The sequence below is a fragment of the Vibrio sp. A2-1 genome (assembly GCF_021728355.1).
Lineage (GTDB): Bacteria > Pseudomonadota > Gammaproteobacteria > Enterobacterales > Vibrionaceae > Vibrio > Vibrio splendidus_K.
Window position 1 is genome coordinate 1 of the sequence record NZ_JAKKCO010000011.1, and the last position, 20,276, is coordinate 20,276.

At 45.2% G+C, this 20,276-nt stretch carries 15 protein-coding genes; all 15 read right to left on the reverse strand.

Going from position 1 to position 20,276, the window contains the following annotated elements; all coding sequences use genetic code 11:
* Positions 1 to 306 precede the first annotated feature (306 nt).
* The 15 genes from secA to rsmH all read right to left on the reverse strand — a co-directional run bounded on the left by secA (position 307) and on the right by rsmH (position 20,050).
* Positions 307 to 3,033, reverse strand: a complete 2,727-nt coding sequence (gene secA, locus L3V33_RS21120) for a preprotein translocase subunit SecA (protein ID WP_017077687.1) — start codon at positions 3,031 to 3,033, stop codon at positions 307 to 309.
* 388 nt (positions 3,034 to 3,421) lie between these two features.
* Positions 3,422 to 4,339: a UDP-3-O-acyl-N-acetylglucosamine deacetylase gene (gene lpxC / locus L3V33_RS21125; RefSeq protein ID WP_017087510.1), complete on the reverse strand. Its 918-nt coding sequence runs from the start codon at positions 4,337 to 4,339 to the stop codon at positions 3,422 to 3,424.
* Between the two features lie 96 nt (positions 4,340 to 4,435).
* Positions 4,436 to 5,665, reverse strand: a complete 1,230-nt coding sequence (gene ftsZ / locus L3V33_RS21130; protein ID WP_017084771.1) for a cell division protein FtsZ — start codon at positions 5,663 to 5,665, stop codon at positions 4,436 to 4,438.
* Between the two features lie 31 nt (positions 5,666 to 5,696).
* Complete coding sequence (ftsA, locus tag L3V33_RS21135) at positions 5,697 to 6,965, reverse strand: cell division protein FtsA (protein WP_004729844.1); 1,269 nt, start codon at positions 6,963 to 6,965, stop codon at positions 5,697 to 5,699.
* A complete protein-coding gene (locus L3V33_RS21140; RefSeq protein ID WP_017087509.1) occupies positions 6,958 to 7,737 on the reverse strand; it encodes a cell division protein FtsQ/DivIB in 780 nt (259 codons plus the stop codon). The genes ftsA and L3V33_RS21140 overlap by 8 nt, the downstream gene beginning before the upstream one ends.
* A gap of 191 nt (positions 7,738 to 7,928) precedes the next feature.
* The gene (gene murC, locus L3V33_RS21145) at positions 7,929 to 9,389 is read right to left on the reverse strand and encodes a UDP-N-acetylmuramate--L-alanine ligase (protein ID WP_017084769.1); all 1,461 of its coding nucleotides are present in this window, start codon (positions 9,387 to 9,389) and stop codon (positions 7,929 to 7,931) included.
* Positions 9,390 to 9,402: 13 nt separating this feature from the next.
* Positions 9,403 to 10,464: an undecaprenyldiphospho-muramoylpentapeptide beta-N-acetylglucosaminyltransferase gene (murG, locus tag L3V33_RS21150; protein WP_237291147.1), complete on the reverse strand. Its 1,062-nt coding sequence runs from the start codon at positions 10,462 to 10,464 to the stop codon at positions 9,403 to 9,405.
* Between the two features lie 12 nt (positions 10,465 to 10,476).
* Entirely contained in the window at positions 10,477 to 11,673 is a 1,197-nt protein-coding gene (gene ftsW / locus L3V33_RS21155; protein WP_102513244.1) for a cell division protein FtsW, read from the reverse strand.
* 22 nt (positions 11,674 to 11,695) lie between these two features.
* On the reverse strand, positions 11,696 to 13,012 hold the full coding sequence (gene murD / locus L3V33_RS21160) for a UDP-N-acetylmuramoyl-L-alanine--D-glutamate ligase (RefSeq protein WP_237291148.1): 1,317 nt from the start codon (positions 13,010 to 13,012) through the stop codon (positions 11,696 to 11,698).
* 57 nt (positions 13,013 to 13,069) lie between these two features.
* Positions 13,070 to 14,152: a phospho-N-acetylmuramoyl-pentapeptide-transferase gene (gene mraY, locus L3V33_RS21165; protein ID WP_054547819.1), complete on the reverse strand. Its 1,083-nt coding sequence runs from the start codon at positions 14,150 to 14,152 to the stop codon at positions 13,070 to 13,072.
* The gene (murF, locus tag L3V33_RS21170) at positions 14,149 to 15,522 is read right to left on the reverse strand and encodes a UDP-N-acetylmuramoyl-tripeptide--D-alanyl-D-alanine ligase (protein WP_237291149.1); all 1,374 of its coding nucleotides are present in this window, start codon (positions 15,520 to 15,522) and stop codon (positions 14,149 to 14,151) included. The genes mraY and murF overlap by 4 nt, the downstream gene beginning before the upstream one ends.
* Positions 15,522 to 17,006, reverse strand: a complete 1,485-nt coding sequence (gene murE / locus L3V33_RS21175) for a UDP-N-acetylmuramoyl-L-alanyl-D-glutamate--2,6-diaminopimelate ligase (protein WP_237291150.1) — start codon at positions 17,004 to 17,006, stop codon at positions 15,522 to 15,524. The genes murF and murE overlap by 1 nt, the downstream gene beginning before the upstream one ends.
* A gap of 18 nt (positions 17,007 to 17,024) precedes the next feature.
* Positions 17,025 to 18,782, reverse strand: coding sequence for a penicillin-binding transpeptidase domain-containing protein (locus tag L3V33_RS21180; RefSeq protein WP_237291151.1), 1,758 nt, complete (start codon positions 18,780 to 18,782; stop codon positions 17,025 to 17,027).
* Complete coding sequence (ftsL, locus tag L3V33_RS21185; protein WP_004735995.1) at positions 18,779 to 19,096, reverse strand: cell division protein FtsL; 318 nt, start codon at positions 19,094 to 19,096, stop codon at positions 18,779 to 18,781. Before ftsL ends, L3V33_RS21180 begins: the two co-directional genes overlap by 4 nt.
* A 3-nt stretch (positions 19,097 to 19,099) precedes the next feature.
* A complete protein-coding gene (gene rsmH / locus L3V33_RS21190) occupies positions 19,100 to 20,050 on the reverse strand; it encodes a 16S rRNA (cytosine(1402)-N(4))-methyltransferase RsmH (RefSeq protein WP_054547822.1) in 951 nt (316 codons plus the stop codon).
* Positions 20,051 to 20,276: the final 226 nt, after the last annotated feature.

Here is a 20,276-nt window from a genome sequence, read left to right on the forward strand (position 1 = left end):
TCAACTTGGCTTACGACTGCCAATTTAAAGGCAAGAGAATAATCTCGTTGAGTACGTCTACTTGTTGTTTTCATGACACTCTCCAATTTCATGTTGGAAATGTGTCAACCATATTTAGGACGGTACATACATACAAAAAGAGCCGCCTAAGCGACTCTTTTTAATAACAGCAAGTTTTTATGAAGCTAAGTTGTAACGTGTTAAGTGCAAGGAGGAGGCGCGGAGCTTACGTTAGTAAGTGAATACCGTTAGTAAGTGAGCACGTCCGACACTGCAATTATCCGTTACAGCGAAGATTCACCAAACTTAGTCAATTTTACCGTGACACTGTTTATACTTCTTACCGCTTCCACATGGACATGGTTCGTTACGACCCACTTTACGCTCATCGCGTACTACCGTTTGTGGAGATGCCGCATCCGCTTCATCGTCAGCTAGCTGGTTTTCAGCCGTTGCATGTTGTGCTTGTGCACGACGCGCCGCTTGTTCAGCTTGAGCTTGACGTTGAGCTTCCATCTTTTCAACTTCTTCTTGTTGCTGAACGCGAACTTTAGAAAGGATGGTTACAACGTCTGTTTTCAGTACATCTAGTAGGCCTTCAAACAGTTCAAACGACTCACGCTTGTACTCTTGTTTCGGGTTCTTCTGAGCATAACCACGTAAGTGGATACCTTGACGAAGGTGATCCATCGCAGCCAAGTGCTCTTTCCAAAGACCGTCTAGCGTTTGTAGCATCACAGACTTCTCGAAGTTACGCAGTACTTGAGCACCAACCACTTCTTCTTTCTGTTTGTACGAATCTACCGCCATACCAAGAATACGCTCACGCAATGCTTCTTCATAAAGCTTGTCGTCTTCGTCTAACCAACCTTGAATATCAAAGTCTAGGTCGAAGTCATTCTTCAGACGATCTTGCAGACCCGCGATATCCCACATGTCTTCAAGAGATTGAGGAGCGATGTATTCATCAATGACTGACGCAAGTACATCTTCGCGGTTGTGTTCGATCATTTCGCTGATGTCATCAGAACTCATCAGTTCATCACGTAGCTCATAAACAACCTTACGTTGGTCATTGGCTACGTCATCGTACTCAAGAAGCTGCTTACGGATGTCGAAGTTGCGACCTTCCACTTTACGTTGAGCTTTTTCAATTGAGCGAGATAACATCTTAGATTCAATCGCTTCGCCTTCGTCCATACCACTTTGGATAAGACCAGCCATACGATCAGATGTAAAGATACGTAGTAGAGAGTCTTCCATTGATAGGTAGAAACGAGAAGAACCTGCATCACCTTGACGACCAGAACGACCACGTAGCTGGTTATCGATACGGCGAGATTCATGACGCTCAGTACCAATGATGTGCAGACCACCTGACTCAAGAACTGTATCGTGGACAACTCTCCAGTCAGCTTTGATCTTGTCGATCTGCTCTTTCGTTGGATTATCTAGCTTCTCAATTTGTGCCTGCCAGCTACCACCTAACACGATATCGGTACCACGACCTGCCATGTTAGTTGCGATAGTTACCGCACTCGGCATACCAGCTTGCGCAACGATCTCAGCTTCCATCTCATGGAACTTAGCATTTAGTACGTTGTGCTTAATTTTTGCTTTTTTCAGTGCGTTAGACAGCAGTTCAGATTTCTCGATAGAAACCGTACCAACCAGTGATGGCTGACCAGCCGCAACACGGTCTTTGATGTCTTCAATGATCGCATTGAACTTGTCTTCTTCAGTACGATAAACCACATCTGGCATATCGTTACGAACCATAGGCTTGTTGGTTGGGATAACCACCGTTTCTAGGCCGTAGATAGACTGGAATTCGAAAGCTTCAGTATCAGCAGTACCTGTCATGCCTGACAGTTTTTCGTACAGTCGGAAGAAGTTCTGGAATGTAATCGATGCTAGCGTTTGGTTTTCATTTTGAATCTTCACACCTTCTTTAGCTTCAACAGCTTGGTGTAAACCTTCAGACCAACGACGACCTGGCATAGTACGACCAGTATGTTCATCAACGATAACCACTTCGCCTTCTTCAGTAACGATGTAGTCGACGTTTTTCTCAAACAATACGTGTGCACGAAGCGCAGCATTCACATGGTGCAATAGGCTGATATTGGTTGGAGAGTAAAGTGTGTCACCCTCTTCCATCAAGCCGTTTTTGACCATTAGTTCTTCTACAAATTCTTGACCGTTTTCAGTAAGGTGAACCTGTTTTGATTTTTCGTCCATGGTGTAGTGACCTTCACCACGGTACTCTTCTGAATCTTCTTTATCTTGACGCTCTAGAGAAGGAATTAGAGTGTTAATGCGCGTATAAAGGTCAGAACTATCTTCAGCTGGGCCAGAGATAATTAACGGAGTACGAGCTTCATCAATTAAGATTGAGTCAACCTCATCGACTACTGCGAAGAAGCGCTCACGTTGAACTCGGTCTTCAGCACGGAAAGCCATGTTGTCACGCAGGTAATCAAAACCAAACTCGTTGTTTGTTCCGTATAGGATATCCGCTTGGTACGCTTCTTTTTTCTCTGGCGGAGCCATGTTTGCCACATTCACGCCAACAGTCATGCCAAGGAATTCAAATAATGGACGGTTTGTTTCCGCATCACGCTTCGCTAGGTAATCGTTCACCGTTATTACGTGAACACCTTTGCTTGGTAGCGCGTTTAGATAAGCTGGTAGGGTTGCGGTAAGTGTCTTACCTTCACCAGTACGCATCTCTGCAATTTGGCCAGCATTTAGAACCATGCCGCCAATCATTTGCACGTCAAAGTGACGCATGCCGTAAACACGCTTAGACGCTTCACGTACCGTAGCGAAAGCTTCAGGTAGAAGTTGATCTAACGATTCACCTTTATCTAAGCGCTCACGAAACTCAACCGTTTTTGCTTTTAGCTCTTCATCAGAAAGTGCTTCAAACGTTGGTTCGTAGTTATTAATTTCTTTTACAATTTTTCTAAGGCGGCGCAGTGTTCTGTCATTGCGACTGCCAATTACCTTTGTCAGCAGCTTAGTAATCATGTGCTTGGAATCTCTTCGTTCTCAGATCGTCCGCGATCTATTTTAAATGCCGTCAGTCTCTACTAGCTATGAACTAGTCTTCAGTTACTAACCAAGGATACTGAGATAAATCTAGTATCTTTGATATTGTACTTGAGAGTAGAGTTTTCAAGGCTTGAGTTAAAATTAATGCCCTTTAGTGTAAGTAATTTTCACACTAACGACCATTTAGAACACCATTTGTTTGATGTGCTTGGAACTTTTCTTTCTAATTGCTGATGGATTAAGCAGACAGCAGCCCATTAGCCAGCAATTTCCGGAGGTTAACGACACTGTATCTGGAAAATAGATACAAAAAAACCAGGCCAATGGCCTGGTTTTTGAAATCTTATATTGTTGTAAACAACAATTACGCTAGAACCATACCCGGTTCTGCGAAAGCAACTGGAGAGCCAGCTTCTTCTTCGAATGTTGCCCACTCCCAAGCCTCTGCGTCAGCAAGAACTGCACGTAAAAGTTGGTTATTTAGGCCGTGACCTGACTTGTATGCACGGAACTCACCAATAATAGCGTGTCCACACATGTAAAGGTCACCAATCGCATCCAATACTTTATGAGTTACAAACTCATTGTCGAAACGAAGGCCTTCTTCATTAAGAATTCGGTATTCGTCCAGTACGATAGCGTTATCAAAGCTACCGCCAAGTACTAGGTTTTGAGACTGAAGGTACTCAATATCGCGCATGAAACCGAAAGTACGAGCGCGAGAAATCTGCTTCACAAAACCTTGTGATGAGAAATCAAACAACAAACGTTGCTCATCCGATTCAATCGCAGGGTGGTTAAAGTCGATCTCAAAGTCCATACGGAAGCCGTTAAATGGAACAAACTCTGCCCACTTATCGCCATCTTCAAAACGGATAGGCTTTTTGATTCGAATAAAACGCTTCGCTGCATTCAGTGTTTCTACACCCGCTTGCTGTAGCAAGTATACGAATGGGCTTGCGCTACCATCCATAATTGGAATTTCTGGAGCATCAACTTCAACAATAATGTTGTCGATACCCATTCCCGCTAGAGCTGCGTTAAGGTGCTCCACTGTAGAGATACGTACGCCTTCGTCATTAACAAGAGCAGTACATAACATAGTGTCACGAACTGATGCTGGATCAGCTGGGAAATCTACAGGTGGATTGACATCTGTACGACGATAAACAATACCTGTATTTGCAGCTGCCGGGCGAAGAGTAAGTGTGACTTTACGACCAGAGTGGAGACCCACACCAGTTGTTTTCACAATTTCTTTCAGAGTACGTTGTCTGATCATCTGCTTGCCTCGTTATCAGTGCTACAAATCACGGTCAGTATTTACCAACCGCGAATTTTACCATTAATTCGACGATAGTCAAATTTTGGGTATTTGTTAATCAGCCTGACGTCGTAAAAATGCTGGAATATCTAAATATCCGCTCTCTTTCTCAGCTTTAGGTGCTGCACTCTGGCTAGCGCCTGTACCCGAAGAAACAGGTGACGTTGTTGGCTGTGGTTTAACTTGAGGTTTTACCTCAGTTTTTTCCTGCAATGGCTGTGCCACTTTCTCTTCCACTTTTGCTGCCGTTTGAACAGCAACTTGAGGTTGAGGCGTTGGCGCTACTTTTGCCTTACCACCAGCAACTAGAGTAATGTCTGGTTTTTTCTCTGTGCCGATACCTGTTGCAACAACAGTTACACGGATTTCATCCGTCATATCAGGGTCTAGAGAGGTACCAATAACAACCGTTGCGTTATCAGAAGCGAATGCCTTAACTGTATTGCCCACAGTCTCGAATTCATCTAAACGCATATCTAGGCCTGCAGTGATGTTCACAAGAACGCCACGCGCGCCAGCTAGGTCGATGTCTTCTAGTAATGGGCTAGAAATTGCCGTTTCAGCAGCTTCTTCAGCACGGTCTTCACCTTTTGCGATACCGCTACCCATCATTGCATGACCCATTTCCGACATCACAGTGCGAACATCCGCGAAATCGACGTTAATCATACCAGGGCGAGTAATTAGCTCAGCGATGCCTTGTACAGCGTTTTTAAGTACATCATTTGCACTTGCGAAAGCTTCTAGCAGTGTTACGCCACGGCCAAGTACTTTAAGTAGCTTTTCATTTGGAATCGTAATTAAAGAATCCACATGTTTAGAAAGCTCTTCGATACCTTGCTCAGCAAACGCTAAACGCTTTTTGCCTTCAAAGCTAAATGGCTTAGTTACAACAGCAACCGTTAGCACACCCAACTCTTTCGCAACTTCAGCAATAACTGGAGCAGCACCTGTACCTGTACCACCGCCCATACCAGCTGCGATAAATACCATATCGGCGCCAGTTAGAACTTCTTTAATTCTTTCTCGATCTTCGAGAGCTGCATCACGGCCTACTTGTGGATTTGCACCAGCGCCCAAACCTTTAGTGATATCACCACCAATTTGGATCACGCTGCTCACGCTCGTTTTACGAAGGGCTTGAGCATCAGTATTAACACTGATGAACTCTACGCCTTCGATCGATTCACGTACCATGTGCTCAACAGCATTACCGCCACCGCCACCAACTCCAACGACTTTAATTACTGCATCGTCAGACATTTCCATCATCGGTTCAAACATGTGTTATCTCCGTTTTTTCCTGCAACTCAGGTTAAAACTCTTTTTGTATCCAATTACGCAATTTACCAAACAAGCCTGACATAGAAGGTGCTGAACGCTTAGGTTCGCTGTAATCACCCTCATCACTTATCTGACAATCTCTTGCGTAATGAAGTAAACCAACCGCCGTAGAATGATACGGCTCTTTAACATAGTCAGTTAAGCCACTAACTTCTAACGGCTTACCAACTCGAACTTGATTGCGGAAAACACGTTCCGCACACTCTACCAATCCGTCAATTTGTGCCGCTCCACCAGTGAGAACGACGCCAGCTGCAAGGTGGTGTTTAATACCTTCATCTCGTAGCTGTAATTGAACCGTATCAATAGTTTGGTTAACGAGACCCATAAGTTCAGTGTAACGTGGTTCAATCACTTCCGACAAAGTTTGTCTTTGCAAACTTCTCGATGGACGGCCACCTACACTAGGGACGTTAACAGAATCATCCTTGCTTACGAGTTCACTCAGAGCGCAACCGTGGTTTACTTTTATCTCTTCAGCATCGCTCACTGGCGTGCCGAAAGCGAAGGCAATATCACTGGTTACTGCATTTCCTGCGTAGGAAAAGACTTCTGTGTGTCGCAATGCGCCGCCAGTCCAAATGGAAATATCCATCGTACCAGCACCAATATCAACAACACATACTCCAAGCTCTCTCTCGTCGTCAGTAATTACCGCATTGCTTGAGGCAAGTCCTGAAAACACGATTTGTTCTACAGTGAGACCACATCGTTCAACAGCTTTAATAATGTTTCTCGCCATGTCGCTATGGCAAGAAATTAGGTGAACACTGACTTCCATTCGAACACCAGATAAACCAAGTGGATTCTTGATCCCTTCTTGATAATCGATGGTAAATTCTTGTGGAATCACGTGCAGAATTCTCTGCTCATCACCTATTTTAATTGATTTCGCGGTATGGATCGCTCGATCCATATCGTCTTGAGACACTTCTTCATCAGAAATAGTGCCCATGCCTTTTTCAATTCGGCTTGCGATATGTTTGCCCGATAGCGAGATAAACACATTGCTGATTTGGCATTCCGCCATCAGCTCTGCTTGATCAATGGCTCGCTGAACTGACTTCACTACCGACTCTAGGTCGTTTACACCACCTTTATCCATACCTCTGGATGGGCTTTGCCCTGAACCAATGATATTGATTTGACCATCAGGCAATATTTCACCAACTAGAGCTGATATGGTCGCAGTGCCTATATCAAGACCAACGATTATGTTGTCATCTGCGGTCTTAGTCATCTGTGCTCTCTTCTAACTCTTGCTCTGGAAACCAGCCTACAGCGGCTCCCGTATCATACCTGAGGTCGATGTAGCTCACTTGATTCGCTTTACTACCAAGTTCGTTGTAAAGCGAAATGAAGCGTTCAACACGCTCATCTAAAGAATCTTTACCTAGTTCTAAACGGATACCGTTATCTAGGATTATTTGCCAAGCGCGACGCTCATTGAGAACGAGCGAAGTAACGGTTAACCCTAGATTGTTAATCAAAGGAGTTATTTGTCGCCACTTTTCTATCACTTTTTGGCTGGTGCCGTCTGGGCCGTAAAGCTTGACTCTATCGCCCTTCAAAAGACCAATATCACCATTAAACACCTGACCATTATCATTCAACAGCATGTTACCGTTCCAGATTGCTGCTGCATGATACTCAGTCAAAAATACTTTTATTGTGTCTGGCCACTGCTTACGAATGGACACCACTGAAACCCAAGGTAACGCTTCTAAACTGTCTTGCAAAACACCGATGTCTTGCGACATGAACGTGCCAATATGCTCTAGCTCGCCAAAGGCATGTTGAACATCACCAGCGGTTACGTAAGTTAAGTCGCCTTGAAGTACTATTTTGGAGAGAGGCAATCGCTGATCATCCCACATCCAAGTCAGTGTGGTATAGAAAAGAAATCCAATGAATAGCAGTACCATGACAAAAAAAGACCCGCCTACAGCGTGTTTCTTTAGCGATGGTAAACTGAATAGGTGGCGGTTTTCGCTAAAAGTACTTTCTACCAAAGCCCGCATTCCCTGTCGTTGGTTCGCAATTCTATTCCCTATCTTCGTAATAGAGGTAAAAGCACTTACTTTAACCTATGAATTATACTGAGCAAAATCAAACTATCAAACGTTGATAATAAGATTTTTGGTCAATTTTAGGTCAATCGCAAGAAGTGAGCGATCAACCACAGTCTGTATACAGTATTCTGTTACGCGTTTTGCATCTTATTAATGTCTAATTGTAGCGATTCAAGTTGCTTCGCTACACGACCAACATCACCAGCACCCTGTGTTAAAACAAGGTCTCCGCCTTGAATAACGTTGGCTAAAACCGACGGCAGCGTGTTGATATCAGCAACAAAGATGGGATCAATCTTACCACGCCCACGAATAGTTCGACTTAACGAGCGTCCGTCAGCCCCTGCAATAGGTTTCTCACCTGCAGAATAAACATCTAACAGAATAAGCACATCAACCTGCTCAAGAACGTTCGCGAAGTCATCATACAGATCGCGAGTGCGGCTATAACGGTGCGGTTGGAAGATCATCACAAGACGTTTATCAGTCCAACCACTTCGTGCAGCTTGAATGGTGACATCAACTTCGGTTGGGTGATGGCCGTAATCATCGACCAGCATTGCAACACCCTTACCCGTTTCATATTCACCAAGGTGATCGAAACGACGGCCAGTACCTTCCGTTCCAGCCATCGCTTTTAGAATCGCTTCATCGCTGATGTCATCTTCCGTCGCAACCGCAATCGCCGCTGATGCGTTCAGTGCGTTATGGCGACCGGGAATGTTCAACGTAATATCGAGATTGGCTTTACCTTTGCGAACAACCGTAAACTTGCCTTGCTGACCTTGTTGTACATAGTTTTCAATGCGGATATCAGCGTCTTCTGAGAAGCCGTAGGTAATCACTTGACGGCTAACCTGAGGAATAAGCTCACGTACTACCGGATCATCAACACACATCACAGCCTGACCGTAGAATGGCAGATTGTGTAAGAAATCAATAAACGTCTGCTTTAGCGTTTCAAAATCGCCGCCGTAGGTATCCATATGATCCGCTTCAATGTTAGTCACAATACTAACCATTGGTTGCAGGTGTAAGAATGACGCGTCACTTTCATCGGCTTCAGCGATAAGAATACGACTCGAACCTAAGCGAGCATTGGTACCAACACTTTTTACCAAACCACCGTTTACGAAAGTTGGATCTAAACCCGCTTCCGAATATATTTGTGTCACTAGCGCGGTCGTAGTGGTTTTACCGTGCGTACCTGCCACAGCAATGCCATGACGAAAACGCATCAGCTCAGCCAGCATTTCTGCACGACGAACGATAGGTGTACGCGCTTCACGAGCAGCAATAATCTCTGGGTTTTCTTCGTTGATAGCGGTTGAAACCACCACCACACTTGCATCAGCAACGTTACTTGCTTGGTGGCCGATGTAAACGGTAGCACCCTTGCTAACTAAACGATCGGTCACTGGGTTTTGAGCAATATCAGAACCCGTGATCTGGTAGCCTTCATTAAGCAAGACTTCAGCAATCCCGCTCATTCCTGCGCCACCAATACCGATGAAGTGGATAGATTTAACACGGCGCATCTCTGGCACCATTGCACGGATTTGCGCTAAGTCTTGGGTATGTTCAATCGTCATCAATTCAATCTCATTATTTTGCTAAAGCTTTAATCGCTTCAGCGACGGTCACATCAGCATCAAGCTTGGCTGCTTGACGAGCTTTTGTTGCCATCATTTTTAATTCATTTCTATCAAGCTGAGCAATCGTGTTCGCTAGCTTATCAGCCGTCAATTGAGGCTGTTCAATCATTAACGCTGCGCCACATTCAACTAGGTGATCGGCATTCAACGCTTGTTGTCTGTCTTTATGCATAAACGGAACGAAGATAGAACCCACACCAGCTGCAGACACTTCTGATACGGTCAATGCTCCTGAACGACAAACTAATAGATCTGCCCATTCATAAGCTTGCGCCACATCATCAATAAATTCAGTTACTTGAGCATTATCTACAGAATGTGATTTGTATTGTTCAATCACTTGTTGTTGATTGTTCTTTCCGGCTTGGTGCATTACCGTGAAGCCCTCACCAAGCTGTGCCATGGTAACTGGCAAGGTATCGTTCAGAATTTTAGCGCCCTGACTGCCGCCCATGACCAAGATACGAATATCGCCTTCACGTTTTGCAAGGCGAAGTTCTGGTTCAGGAAGGCTAACCACATCTTCACGCACTGGATTACCCACAACCTCAGCAGTAGGAAAAGCACCTGGAAAAGCCTGGAAAACCTTTTTAGCAATTTTGGAGAGCCATTGGTTGGTTAAACCTGCCACCGCGTTTTGTTCATGCAAAACTACTGGAATACCAGACAACCAAGCCGCTATCCCACCGGGACCACTGACATAACCACCCATACCAAGTACCACATCCGGCTGCCACGCTTTAATGTGTTGTCTTGCTTGAAGTATGGCATTAATAATCTGGAATGGAGCTTTAATTAATTTACTAATGCCTTGACCACGCAGGCCTTTCACTTTAATAAAGTCGATCTCAATACCATGCTTTGGCACCAAATCCGCTTCCATTCTATCTGCAGTTCCTAACCAGCGAATGTCCCAACCTTGTTGCTGTAGCTTTTTAGCCACCGCCAAACCAGGGAAAACATGACCGCCAGTACCACCAGCCATCACTAAAAGTTTTTTGTTTTGTTTCATCACGTTAGATTCTTATTCTACTAATTCGTTTTGATTATCGGCTTGTTCTTTTTGTTGCACCCGACATTCGTGATCAATGCGTAATAGCATTGAAACCGCAACAGACATCACGATGAGACTTGATCCACCGTAACTGATCAACGGCAATGTTAGACCTTTAGTTGGAACAATACCTGAAGCAGCACCTACGTTAACAAGCGTCTGAAATGCAAACCAAATACCAATACCAAAGGCAAGATAACCGCTGAATAACTGGTCGTTCTCGAATGCTTTCTTGCCAATTAAAATCGCTTTCAGTACCAAACTAAAAATAAGAATCAGCACTAAAGTTACGCCAACAAAGCCTAGCTCTTCTGCTAATACAGCAAATACAAAATCGGTATGTGCTTCTGGCAAATATTCTAACTTTTGAACTGAGTTACCAAGGCCTTGCCCCATCCAATCACCGCGGCCAAACGCCATCAATGATTGGGTTAACTGGTAACCACTGCCGAACGGGTCATTCCAAGGTTCCCAGAATGAGGTCACACGTCGAACACGATAAGGTTCTATTACAATCAATCCAACGACCGCGGCAATACCCGCCACCATCAAGGCAATAAACTGTGAAAGCTTGGCGCCTGCGATAAATAACATTCCGAACAAGGTCACCAGCATTACAACTACCGTACCTAAATCGGGCTGGCCAAGTAGTAACACAGCAAAAGCACCGAATACCATGATCGGTTTACCAAAGCCACCGAAGAAGGTTTTTCTCACTTCGTCTTGTTTACGAACTAAATAACCCGCCATAAAGATAAACAGCGATAACTTAGCGACTTCAGCGGGTTGTAAGTTAAATAATCCAAGAGGGATCCAGCGCGATGCACCATTAACTGACTTACCGACAGCCAATACCACGACCAGTAAAAAGAAGGATAAGCCCAATAGGTACATACTGTATTGAAACCAACGCTTCATTGGAATTTGCAATATGACGCTGGATACGATTAACGCCAACACAAGAAAAATGGCATGGCGGAACATAAAGTGAAACGGCTGATCGGTTAAACGAGCACTGATTGGGAACGAAGCAGACGTCACCATCACCAATCCGGTCAGCATCAGTCCAAGAGCAATCCAAACCAACTGGCGATCGTAGAGCGCCTCTGGTGTGGCACGGTTTAGCCATTGCCAAATGGATTGATTAATCTCTTTCACTCTTTGCACTGAATGTTAGTCCTTCAACACGTTAGGCATACTCATGAGCAAGGTCAGTGAACGCATCACCTCTCGCCATGAAGTTATTAAATTGATCGAAGCTCGCACACGCAGGAGACAACATCACCATGTCACCCGAGGCTAGTTGTGCAGAGATACTCTCGATGATGTCACGCATGGTATCAAACGTCTTCGCCGATGGATGTAATGGCATAAATTGCGCAGCATCTTCACCGAAGCAACACAGTTGAACACGTTCTAGCTGTGACAACACAGGTTCAAGCTCACTGAAATCGGCACCTTTACCCACGCCACCAACCAAAAGATATAAAGTACCTTGGTACTCTAGCCCCGACAAAGCAGCTAATGTGCTGGCTACATTGGTTGCTTTCGAGTCGTTAACCCATTTGATAGCGCGTTTATCTGCCACCACTTGGCAACGATGAGTTAAACCGTTGTAGGTTTTCAAAGCTTCAAGGCTTTTGTTGTAATCGATACCGACTAGCTTAAGTAGTGCCAACGAGACTAACGCATTCGCCACATTATGACGTCCAACCAATGTCAAATCTTGGGTAGGAAGTACTGGCTTAGCGTTATCGATTAGCCATTCAGCGCCATCAATTGTTGCCACACCAAACTCTTGATCATCGAGACCAAATGTCACTACCTGCATCTCGTGATCTGGATAAGTTTCTTTGTCGTCGCGGTTTACAATCGCGCACTGAGCATTGTTAAAGATTCTTAATTTAGCATCGCGGTAATCGGCCATGCCTTGGTAGCGATCCATATGATCTTCTGACAAGTTCAAAAAGGCCGCCGCTGCAAGATTTAAACTGGATGTTGTCTCTAGCTGAAAGCTTGAAAGCTCAAGGACATATAAGTCAGCATCAAGCTCAAGAAGGTCTAAGGCAGGAATACCGATGTTGCCACCAACACCAACGTTAAGACCAGCAGCCTTAGCAAGTACACCCGTTAGATCGGTCACCGTGCTCTTGCCGTTGGAACCCGTGATAGCCACAACGGGTTTGTCTACCGCCCAGCCAAACAGTTCAATATCACCAACAACCGGAACACCCGCTTGAATAACATCTTGTATTTCAGGGGTCGCTAAGGCGATACCTGGGTTAGCAATCACCAAGTCAGCCTCAGCCAACCATTGGGTATTCCAACTTCCAGAATGCAGTTCTACCGATTCAGGTAAAGATTTCTTTCCTGGTGGTAGCTCTCGAGTATCAATCACCTTCACATGAGTATGAGGCTGATATTTTACGAGATGTTTAACGACAGAGAGCCCGGTAATACCGAGCCCCACAACCACTACATTTTGAATATTTTGCCAACGTTCCATTTAAACAAGATGCTCTTAATAGTTTTAAAGAGCCTCTAATCAGAGGCTCACATAAGATTAACGAACTTTCAGTGTCGCTAGACCAACCAGTACTAATACCATTGAGATGATCCAAAAGCGCACGATTACGCGCGGCTCTGGCCAACCTTTCAGTTCATAGTGGTGGTGAATCGGAGCCATGCGGAAAATACGCTGACCACGCAATTTGTAAGAGCCCACCTGCAGAATAACTGACAAGGTCTCCATTACAAACACACCGCCCATGATAACCAGTACCAACTCTTGGCGAACTAACACCGCGATCACACCCAGTGCACCACCAAGCGCTAGTGAGCCAACATCGCCCATGAATACTTGCGCTGGGTAAGTGTTGAACCATAGGAAGCCAAGTCCGGCACCGACGATAGCAGTACATACAACCACAAGCTCAGAAGTGTATGGGATGTATGGAATGTGTAGATATGCTGCAAAGTTAACATTACCTGTTGCCCATGCAATTACAGCAAAACCAGCAGCAACCATCACCGTTGGCATAATGGCCAAACCATCTAGGCCGTCTGTTAGGTTTACCGCGTTACTGGTACCCACAATAACAAAATAAGTCAGTACGATGTACAATAAACCAAGCTGTGGCATCACATCTTTAAAGAAAGGAACCACTAATTGAGTTGCTGCAGTATCGTGCCCGTGAGCATACAGAGCAAATGCCACAACCAATGCAATCGCAGATTGCCAGAAGTACTTCCAGCGAGCAATCAAGCCATCGGTGTTTTTACGAACCACTTTACGGTAGTCATCAACAAAACCGACCGCGCCATAACCAGCAAGTACCACTAATACCGCCCAAACGTAAGGGTTAGAAAGATCAGACCACATTAATACTGTAATAATAATGGCAGCTAGGATCATCACGCCACCCATGGTTGGTGTACCACGTTTGCTAAAGTGAGATTCAGGGCCGTCATTACGAACAACTTGGCCAATTTGTAGCATTTGCAGACGCTCAATTAAACGAGGTCCCATCCACAGCGACAGACATAGCGCCGTCAAAATACTCGCGATTGCACGAAACGATAGGTATTCGAACAAACGGAAAAAAGAAAGGTGTGGCTGTAGTAGCTCTGCAAGCCAAATTATCATGAAAAATTCTCCTTTAAAGCAGCGGCTATTTTACTCATTCCTGCACTATTCGCGCCTTTTACCAACAAGGTATGTGACGCGTTTTCTGGCAAGCGTAAGTGCTGCTCTATGTGCGCGATCATCGCTTGATGCGTTGCAAAGTGGGTACCGTTACAGACCTCACTAATCACCTTGGTATCATCACCGTAAGTGAGTACATGCTCAAAAGCGAATGGGGCAGCATATTCACCGACTTGACGGTGAAGTGCAAGACTTTCGTCGCCTAATTCAGCCATATTACCTAAAATAAACCAACGTTGACCTTTGAAGCTCGACAGCAGTTTGGCTGCCGCCTTCATCGCGGGTACGCTGGCATTATAACTGTCATCTATCAGCTTGATATTCTGACTTAATTGTTGAACCTCAACTCGCCCTTTAACCGAGATAAGATTCGCTAAACCACTTTTTATTTCATCAAGCGTTGCACCAAATTGAATGCTCAACGCTGCAGCTGCCAACGCGTTCGCCACGTTATGCTGACCAATAATACCAAGTTCAACAGCCGTAGCACCTTGTGGTGTTTGCATATCAAAGCAAGCTTCGCCTTGGTCGTTGATTTCGATATTTTCAGCAAAATAATCGGCTTCACGACTACCTTCAGAAAATGTCAGCACCGCTTTATCCGCAAGTACTTCATTCCAAAAATCACCACCGTTGCTCTCTAAATTAACAATAGCAGTATCACCAGCAGCAAGCCCCTGAAAAATTTCACCTTTCGCTTGCTTCACACCATCAATCGAACCAAAGCCTTCTAAATGAGCCGCGGCTACATTATTAACTAAGGCAACTTGTGGCTTCACTAGCTGAGTGGTGTAGGCAATTTCACCAATATGGTTAGCGCCTAATTCGATCACTGCATAGTCATCATTGGGTTCACTGCGTAACAAGGTCAAAGGCACACCAATATCATTATTGAAGTTACCCGCCGTAAACAGCACCTTGCCACGCTGCTGTAAAATGCTCGCCACCATCTCTTTAACGGTCGTTTTGCCACAGCTGCCTGTAATCGCCATCGTTGGCACGTCACATTGTTTGTGAATCCAAGCACTTAGTTCACCTAAAGCAAGTTTAGTGTCTTCGACAACAACTTGAGTAATATTTAGGTCAAGTTTTCGTTCGACTAACAACGCGCTCGCGTTTGCCTCAACGGCTTGATGGCAAAAGTCATGCGCGTCGAAACGCTCTCCAACGATAGCGACAAACAAGGCGCCTTCTTCAACGGTACGAGTATCCGTTGAAACTGCATTGATTACGTTATTGTTCGAGTTGCCCGCTTTGATCAGCTCACCACTGACCACGGAGCAGATTTGCTCAAGTGATACATCAATCATTATGAAATACCTAAAAGTTGAAGCGCAGACTCTCGGTCTGAGTAATGTACCGTTTTATCTTTCAATACTTGGTAATCCTCATGGCCTTTACCAGCCAGAAGAATAATGTCATCGCTGCCTGCCTGCTCAAGCGCAAACTTAACCGCTTGGTAGCGATCGTGTTCGACAAACGCAGCTTCAGGTTTGCTTAAGCCAGCTAGCATGTCTTTGACAATCAGTGTCGGTTCTTCGCTACGAGGGTTATCATCTGAAATAATGATTTTATCGGCGAACTGCTCTGCGGTCGCAGCCATCATTGGGCGCTTACCAGTGTCTCGATCTCCACCACAACCAAAGATTGCCCACAGTTTTCCTGAGCAATGCACGCGCAGTGCTGCCAATGCTTTCTCTAGCGCATCGGGCGTATGAGCATAATCGACAACTACTTTTGCTTTGTTGGGAACTTGGAAAAGCTCCATTCGGCCAATCACAGGTTGAAGCTGAGGCGCAGTGTCGACCAAGGTTTGCTTTTCGATACCCAAAGAAAGCAAAGTAGCAAAAGCAACCAGTACGTTTGATGCGTTGAACTGACCAATCAGTGGAGCAGAAAGCTTCCCTTGTCCCCAACTACCATCGAAAGAGAGCTTAATACCGGTTTCTGCATAACCGACATCAGATGCCCACACCGACTGTTGATAGCCCGTTAGCGGTAACAGTGAGACTGCAATAGCATTGGATAAGTCCGGCATCCAAGCTTTACCCACTTCGTCATCCACATTGATCACTGCGTGCTTGCATTTATGTTGAGTAAACAGGCTCTTCTTAGCCAATGCGTACTCTTCCATCGTGCCATGGTAATCAAGATGATCACGACTCAAGTTAGTAAATACACCTACCTCAAAGTCCAAAGCCTTTACTCGACCTTGCACCAAACCGTGAGAAGATATTTCCATTGCCGTGTAGACAGCTTTTTCTGCAGCTAACTCACTCAGTGTGCGCTGTATTTCAATCGCACTGCCTGTGGTATTCGCTGCGGTTTTTAGATTATCTAAGAAACCATTACCTGTCGTACCCATTACCGCTGAGCGTTGACCGACGAGATCAAGCCATTGAGCAATCAGTTGGGTGATGGTGGTTTTGCCATTGGTGCCGGTAACACCAATCAACTTAGTCGCTTGACACGAGTAAACACGACCAGCTAACTCAGATAGCACCAAGTTAAGGTTGTTAATGTAAATAACAGGGACAGTATCCAACCATTCAATCAGACCATGAGGCTTTTCAGCATCGGCCTGTGCAATAACAGCATGAGTTCCCAGTGCGACCGCTTTGTCGATAAAACGACGGCCATCAACAGCATGTCCGACTACGGCAACAAAAATATCACCTTCCTTGATGGCTCGGCTATCTAGCTCCAATTGCTCAACAGCAATCGATTCCAGTTCAGGTGAACCAAAGTCTCCCCAAGGAGAAAGTAAAGATGACAGCGTGAGGCTATTACTCATATTGAATCCTGATTAACTCTATTCTTGAAACTTATTTTCATCAGCAGGGACGTTCATTATTTGCAGTGCGCCCTTCATGATTTCAGAAAAGACGGGGGCTGCGACTGAACCACCATAGTAAAGGTCGCCTTGAGGTTCATTGACCACAACAACCAATGCCACTCTTGGATCACTAACTGGAGCAAAGCCTGCGGTAACCGCGATGTATTCATCACTGTAGCCGCCCGCTTCAGCCTTACGTGATGTACCCGTTTTGGCTGCAACGCGGTAACCCGGAACGGCAGCTCTTGTCGCCGTACCGCCTTTTTGAGTCACCCCTTCTAGCATATTCAAAACCAGTTCAGCGTTCTCGCGCTTGATGATTTGCTTAGAAAAATCTTGGTCGTTACTCTTAATAATATGAATCGGCTCATACAAACCTTTGTTAGCTAACGTCGCATAGGCATGTGCCAACTGCATCGGCGTAACAGACAAGCCATAACCGAACGCTAAGGTCGCAATTTCAAACTTTGACCAACGACGGCGATTCGGGAAAATACCGCTCGTTTCACCAACCAAATTCAGCCCAGACATCTCGCCTAGACCAACTGAACTGTACATACCAAGCAAAGCTTCAAGTGGCATGTTAAGCGCCAATTTAGCAACACCGATGTTACTCGACTTCTTGAGGATCAGCGCTAAGTCAGCCTTACCAACTTTAGAAGAATCTCGTACGCGACTACCACCGATCTGCATAATGCCATTGCCAGTATCAATCACGATATCTGGGTCTGCAGTGCCGTTCTCTAGCGCCGCCAAAACCACAAAAGGTTTCACGGTCGAGCCAGGTTCCATGGCATCGGTGAGCACGCGGTTACGCATTTTGAAGCTTTGTAAATCAGCGCGGTTGTTCGGATTATAAGAAGGGGCATTAACCATGGCTAACACGGCACCCGTTTTTACATCGAGTAATACCGCAGAGCCTGAAGTCGCCTTGTGATCGGCCACGGCCTGCTTAATCGCTCGATAAGCAATGGCTTGTAATCGTTGATCGATCGTTAATTCGAGTGGTTTGCCTTCTTCACGCTCTTCTAAAGCAATGTTTTCAACAACGCGTCCATAGCGATCTTTACGAATCGTCCGCTTACCCGCTTCACCCGTGAGCCATTTGTCATAGCTGCGTTCAACGCCTTCTAAACCGTGCCCGTCAATTCCGGTAACACCGATAAGGTGTGCACTGACTTCGCCTGCGGGGTAGTAACGTCGAGATTCCGCTTTCAGGCCAACACCCACCAGCTTTAGTTCACGAATATACTTAGCCATCGCTGGGCTAACTTGTCTTTGTAGGTAAACAAATCGGCGGGATTTGTTGCTAGAGATCTTGTCGATCATCGATTGTCGTTCTAAGCCAAGTACATCAGCTAACGCATACCAACGATCAATCTGGGCCATGCCATTTTTATCGAAAATCGTTTTCGGGTCGGCCCATACCGCCTCAACTGGAACACTCACAGCAAGCGGTTCGCCATTGCGGTCTGAGATAATGCCGCGGGCGGAAGGAATAGCCTTAACACGTACCGAGCGAAGATCGCCCTGACGGATTAAGTTATCTGGTTCAATAATTTGGATGTAAGCCACACGACCAACGAGTGCAGTAAAGGCAAGAAACACGAAAGCAATAACGACGTTGAAACGCCATTTAATAAGAATTGGATCCGAATCCTTTTCGCTCTTCACTCGCTCTTTCGTTGATTTCTTAACGGGTTTAGCGGGTGCTTTTTCCTTTTTACCGGTCATTTCAGTGTGATCACAACTTCTTTGTCAGAGTCTGGACGTTTCATGTCTAGCTCTCGTTTTGCCGATGCTTGAACGCGGCTATGTTCAGCCAAAGCCGTCTCTTCAAGCATTAAATTTCGCCACTCATCATCAAGCTGTTCTCGTTCCACTAATGCCATGTCTTTTTTCGTGATCGCCTGACGTGAATTATGTGTCGTAAGAACGACCCCCATCGCACTCGCAAAGATACAGATAAGAAGTACCAATGGAACCTTGCCCACGGAGATCAAATCAAAAAATATTATCTTGGCTAAGTTAGGCTTGGAGGTCTTCATTGACTATAGCTTTTCTGCGATTCGTAGTACTGAGCTACGCGAACGAGTATTCTCATCCACTTCATCTTTAGAAGGCTTGATCGCTTTACCAATTGGTTTTAGATCGGCACTGCCTAAAGCTTTAATTTGATCTTCTGTTAGCGGTAAACCGTGAGGAACTTGTGGCCCTTGGCTCTCTTTACGGATGAAGCGCTTAACCATACGGTCTTCAAGAGAGTGAAAGCTGATAACAGAGATACGACCTTGAGGAGCAAGAATGCTTGCTGCACCTTTCAGTGCGGTATCGATCTCTTCAAGTTCGCTATTGATGTAGATACGGAATGCTTGGAAAGCACGTGTCGCTGGGTGCTTTTTCTCTTTGAAGCTCTTTGGAGCGACGTCAGAGATAAGCTTAGCCAGTTGACCAGTACGCGTTAGCGGTTCGTTCTCTTCATTCTCTTGATAAGCGATGATGCCTTTCGCGATACGACGAGCGTGTTTGTCTTCACCGAACTCACGAATAACCCATGTAATGTCATCAAGATCCGCATCAACTAGCCACTGAGAAACCGGAATACCCGTTGTTGGATCCATACGCATGTCTAGCGGGCCATCTTTCATGAAGCTAAAACCACGTTCAGCATCATCTAGCTGTGGTGAAGAAACACCTAAATCCAGTAAAACACCATCCACTTGACCGACTAAGTCATAACGCTCTGCATATTCAGCCATACCTGAGAATGGGCCGTGAATAATCGTAAAACGAGGGTCATCAATCTTCTGAGCTTCTGCAATCGCTTGTGGATCGCGGTCGATACTAAAGAGTCGTCCATTCTCGCCCAGTTTAGACAGGATTGTACGGCTATGACCACCTCGGCCAAAAGTACCATCGATGTAGGTACCGTCAGGTTTGATCGCAAGTCCGTCAATAGATTCGTTAAGCAATACTGAAATATGTTTGAATGCTTCTGTCATAGTCTTCTCAGTGAGTGGATTGAGCCATTAGTTCGGCAATAATTTGTTCTATTAACGTTTTAGTGTACTGATTTCACGCCGTATCTCCACCATATTGTGTATAGGCTTTGGGAATTTTTGACCCAAGCTCATATCAGGGTGAAGGATTCTAAGGAAATCTAAATAATTTACGTCAATATAAAGCAAAAAACCCATCACTACCGTTAAGTAATGATGGGTTCTTTAT

Coding starts and splice junctions, on each gene's coding strand:
- ftsA (WP_004729844.1), bottom strand. CDS start 6,965: ATGACTAAGACCGCAGATGACAACATAATCGTTGGTCTTGATATAGGC.
- murE (WP_237291150.1), bottom strand. CDS start 17,006: ATGAGTAATAGCCTCACGCTGTCATCTTTACTTTCTCCTTGGGGAGAC.
- murC (WP_017084769.1), bottom strand. CDS start 9,389: ATGACGATTGAACATACCCAAGACTTAGCGCAAATCCGTGCAATGGTG.
- murF (WP_237291149.1), bottom strand. CDS start 15,522: ATGATTGATGTATCACTTGAGCAAATCTGCTCCGTGGTCAGTGGTGAG.
- ftsZ (WP_017084771.1), bottom strand. CDS start 5,665: ATGTTTGAACCGATGATGGAAATGTCTGACGATGCAGTAATTAAAGTC.
- murG (WP_237291147.1), bottom strand. CDS start 10,464: ATGAAACAAAACAAAAAACTTTTAGTGATGGCTGGTGGTACTGGCGGT.
- murD (WP_237291148.1), bottom strand. CDS start 13,012: ATGGAACGTTGGCAAAATATTCAAAATGTAGTGGTTGTGGGGCTCGGT.
- L3V33_RS21180 (WP_237291151.1), bottom strand. CDS start 18,782: ATGACCGGTAAAAAGGAAAAAGCACCCGCTAAACCCGTTAAGAAATCA.
- rsmH (WP_054547822.1), bottom strand. CDS start 20,050: ATGACAGAAGCATTCAAACATATTTCAGTATTGCTTAACGAATCTATT.
- secA (WP_017077687.1), bottom strand. CDS start 3,033: ATGATTACTAAGCTGCTGACAAAGGTAATTGGCAGTCGCAATGACAGA.
- mraY (WP_054547819.1), bottom strand. CDS start 14,152: ATGATAATTTGGCTTGCAGAGCTACTACAGCCACACCTTTCTTTTTTC.
- ftsL (WP_004735995.1), bottom strand. CDS start 19,096: ATGAAGACCTCCAAGCCTAACTTAGCCAAGATAATATTTTTTGATTTG.
- lpxC (WP_017087510.1), bottom strand. CDS start 4,339: ATGATCAGACAACGTACTCTGAAAGAAATTGTGAAAACAACTGGTGTG.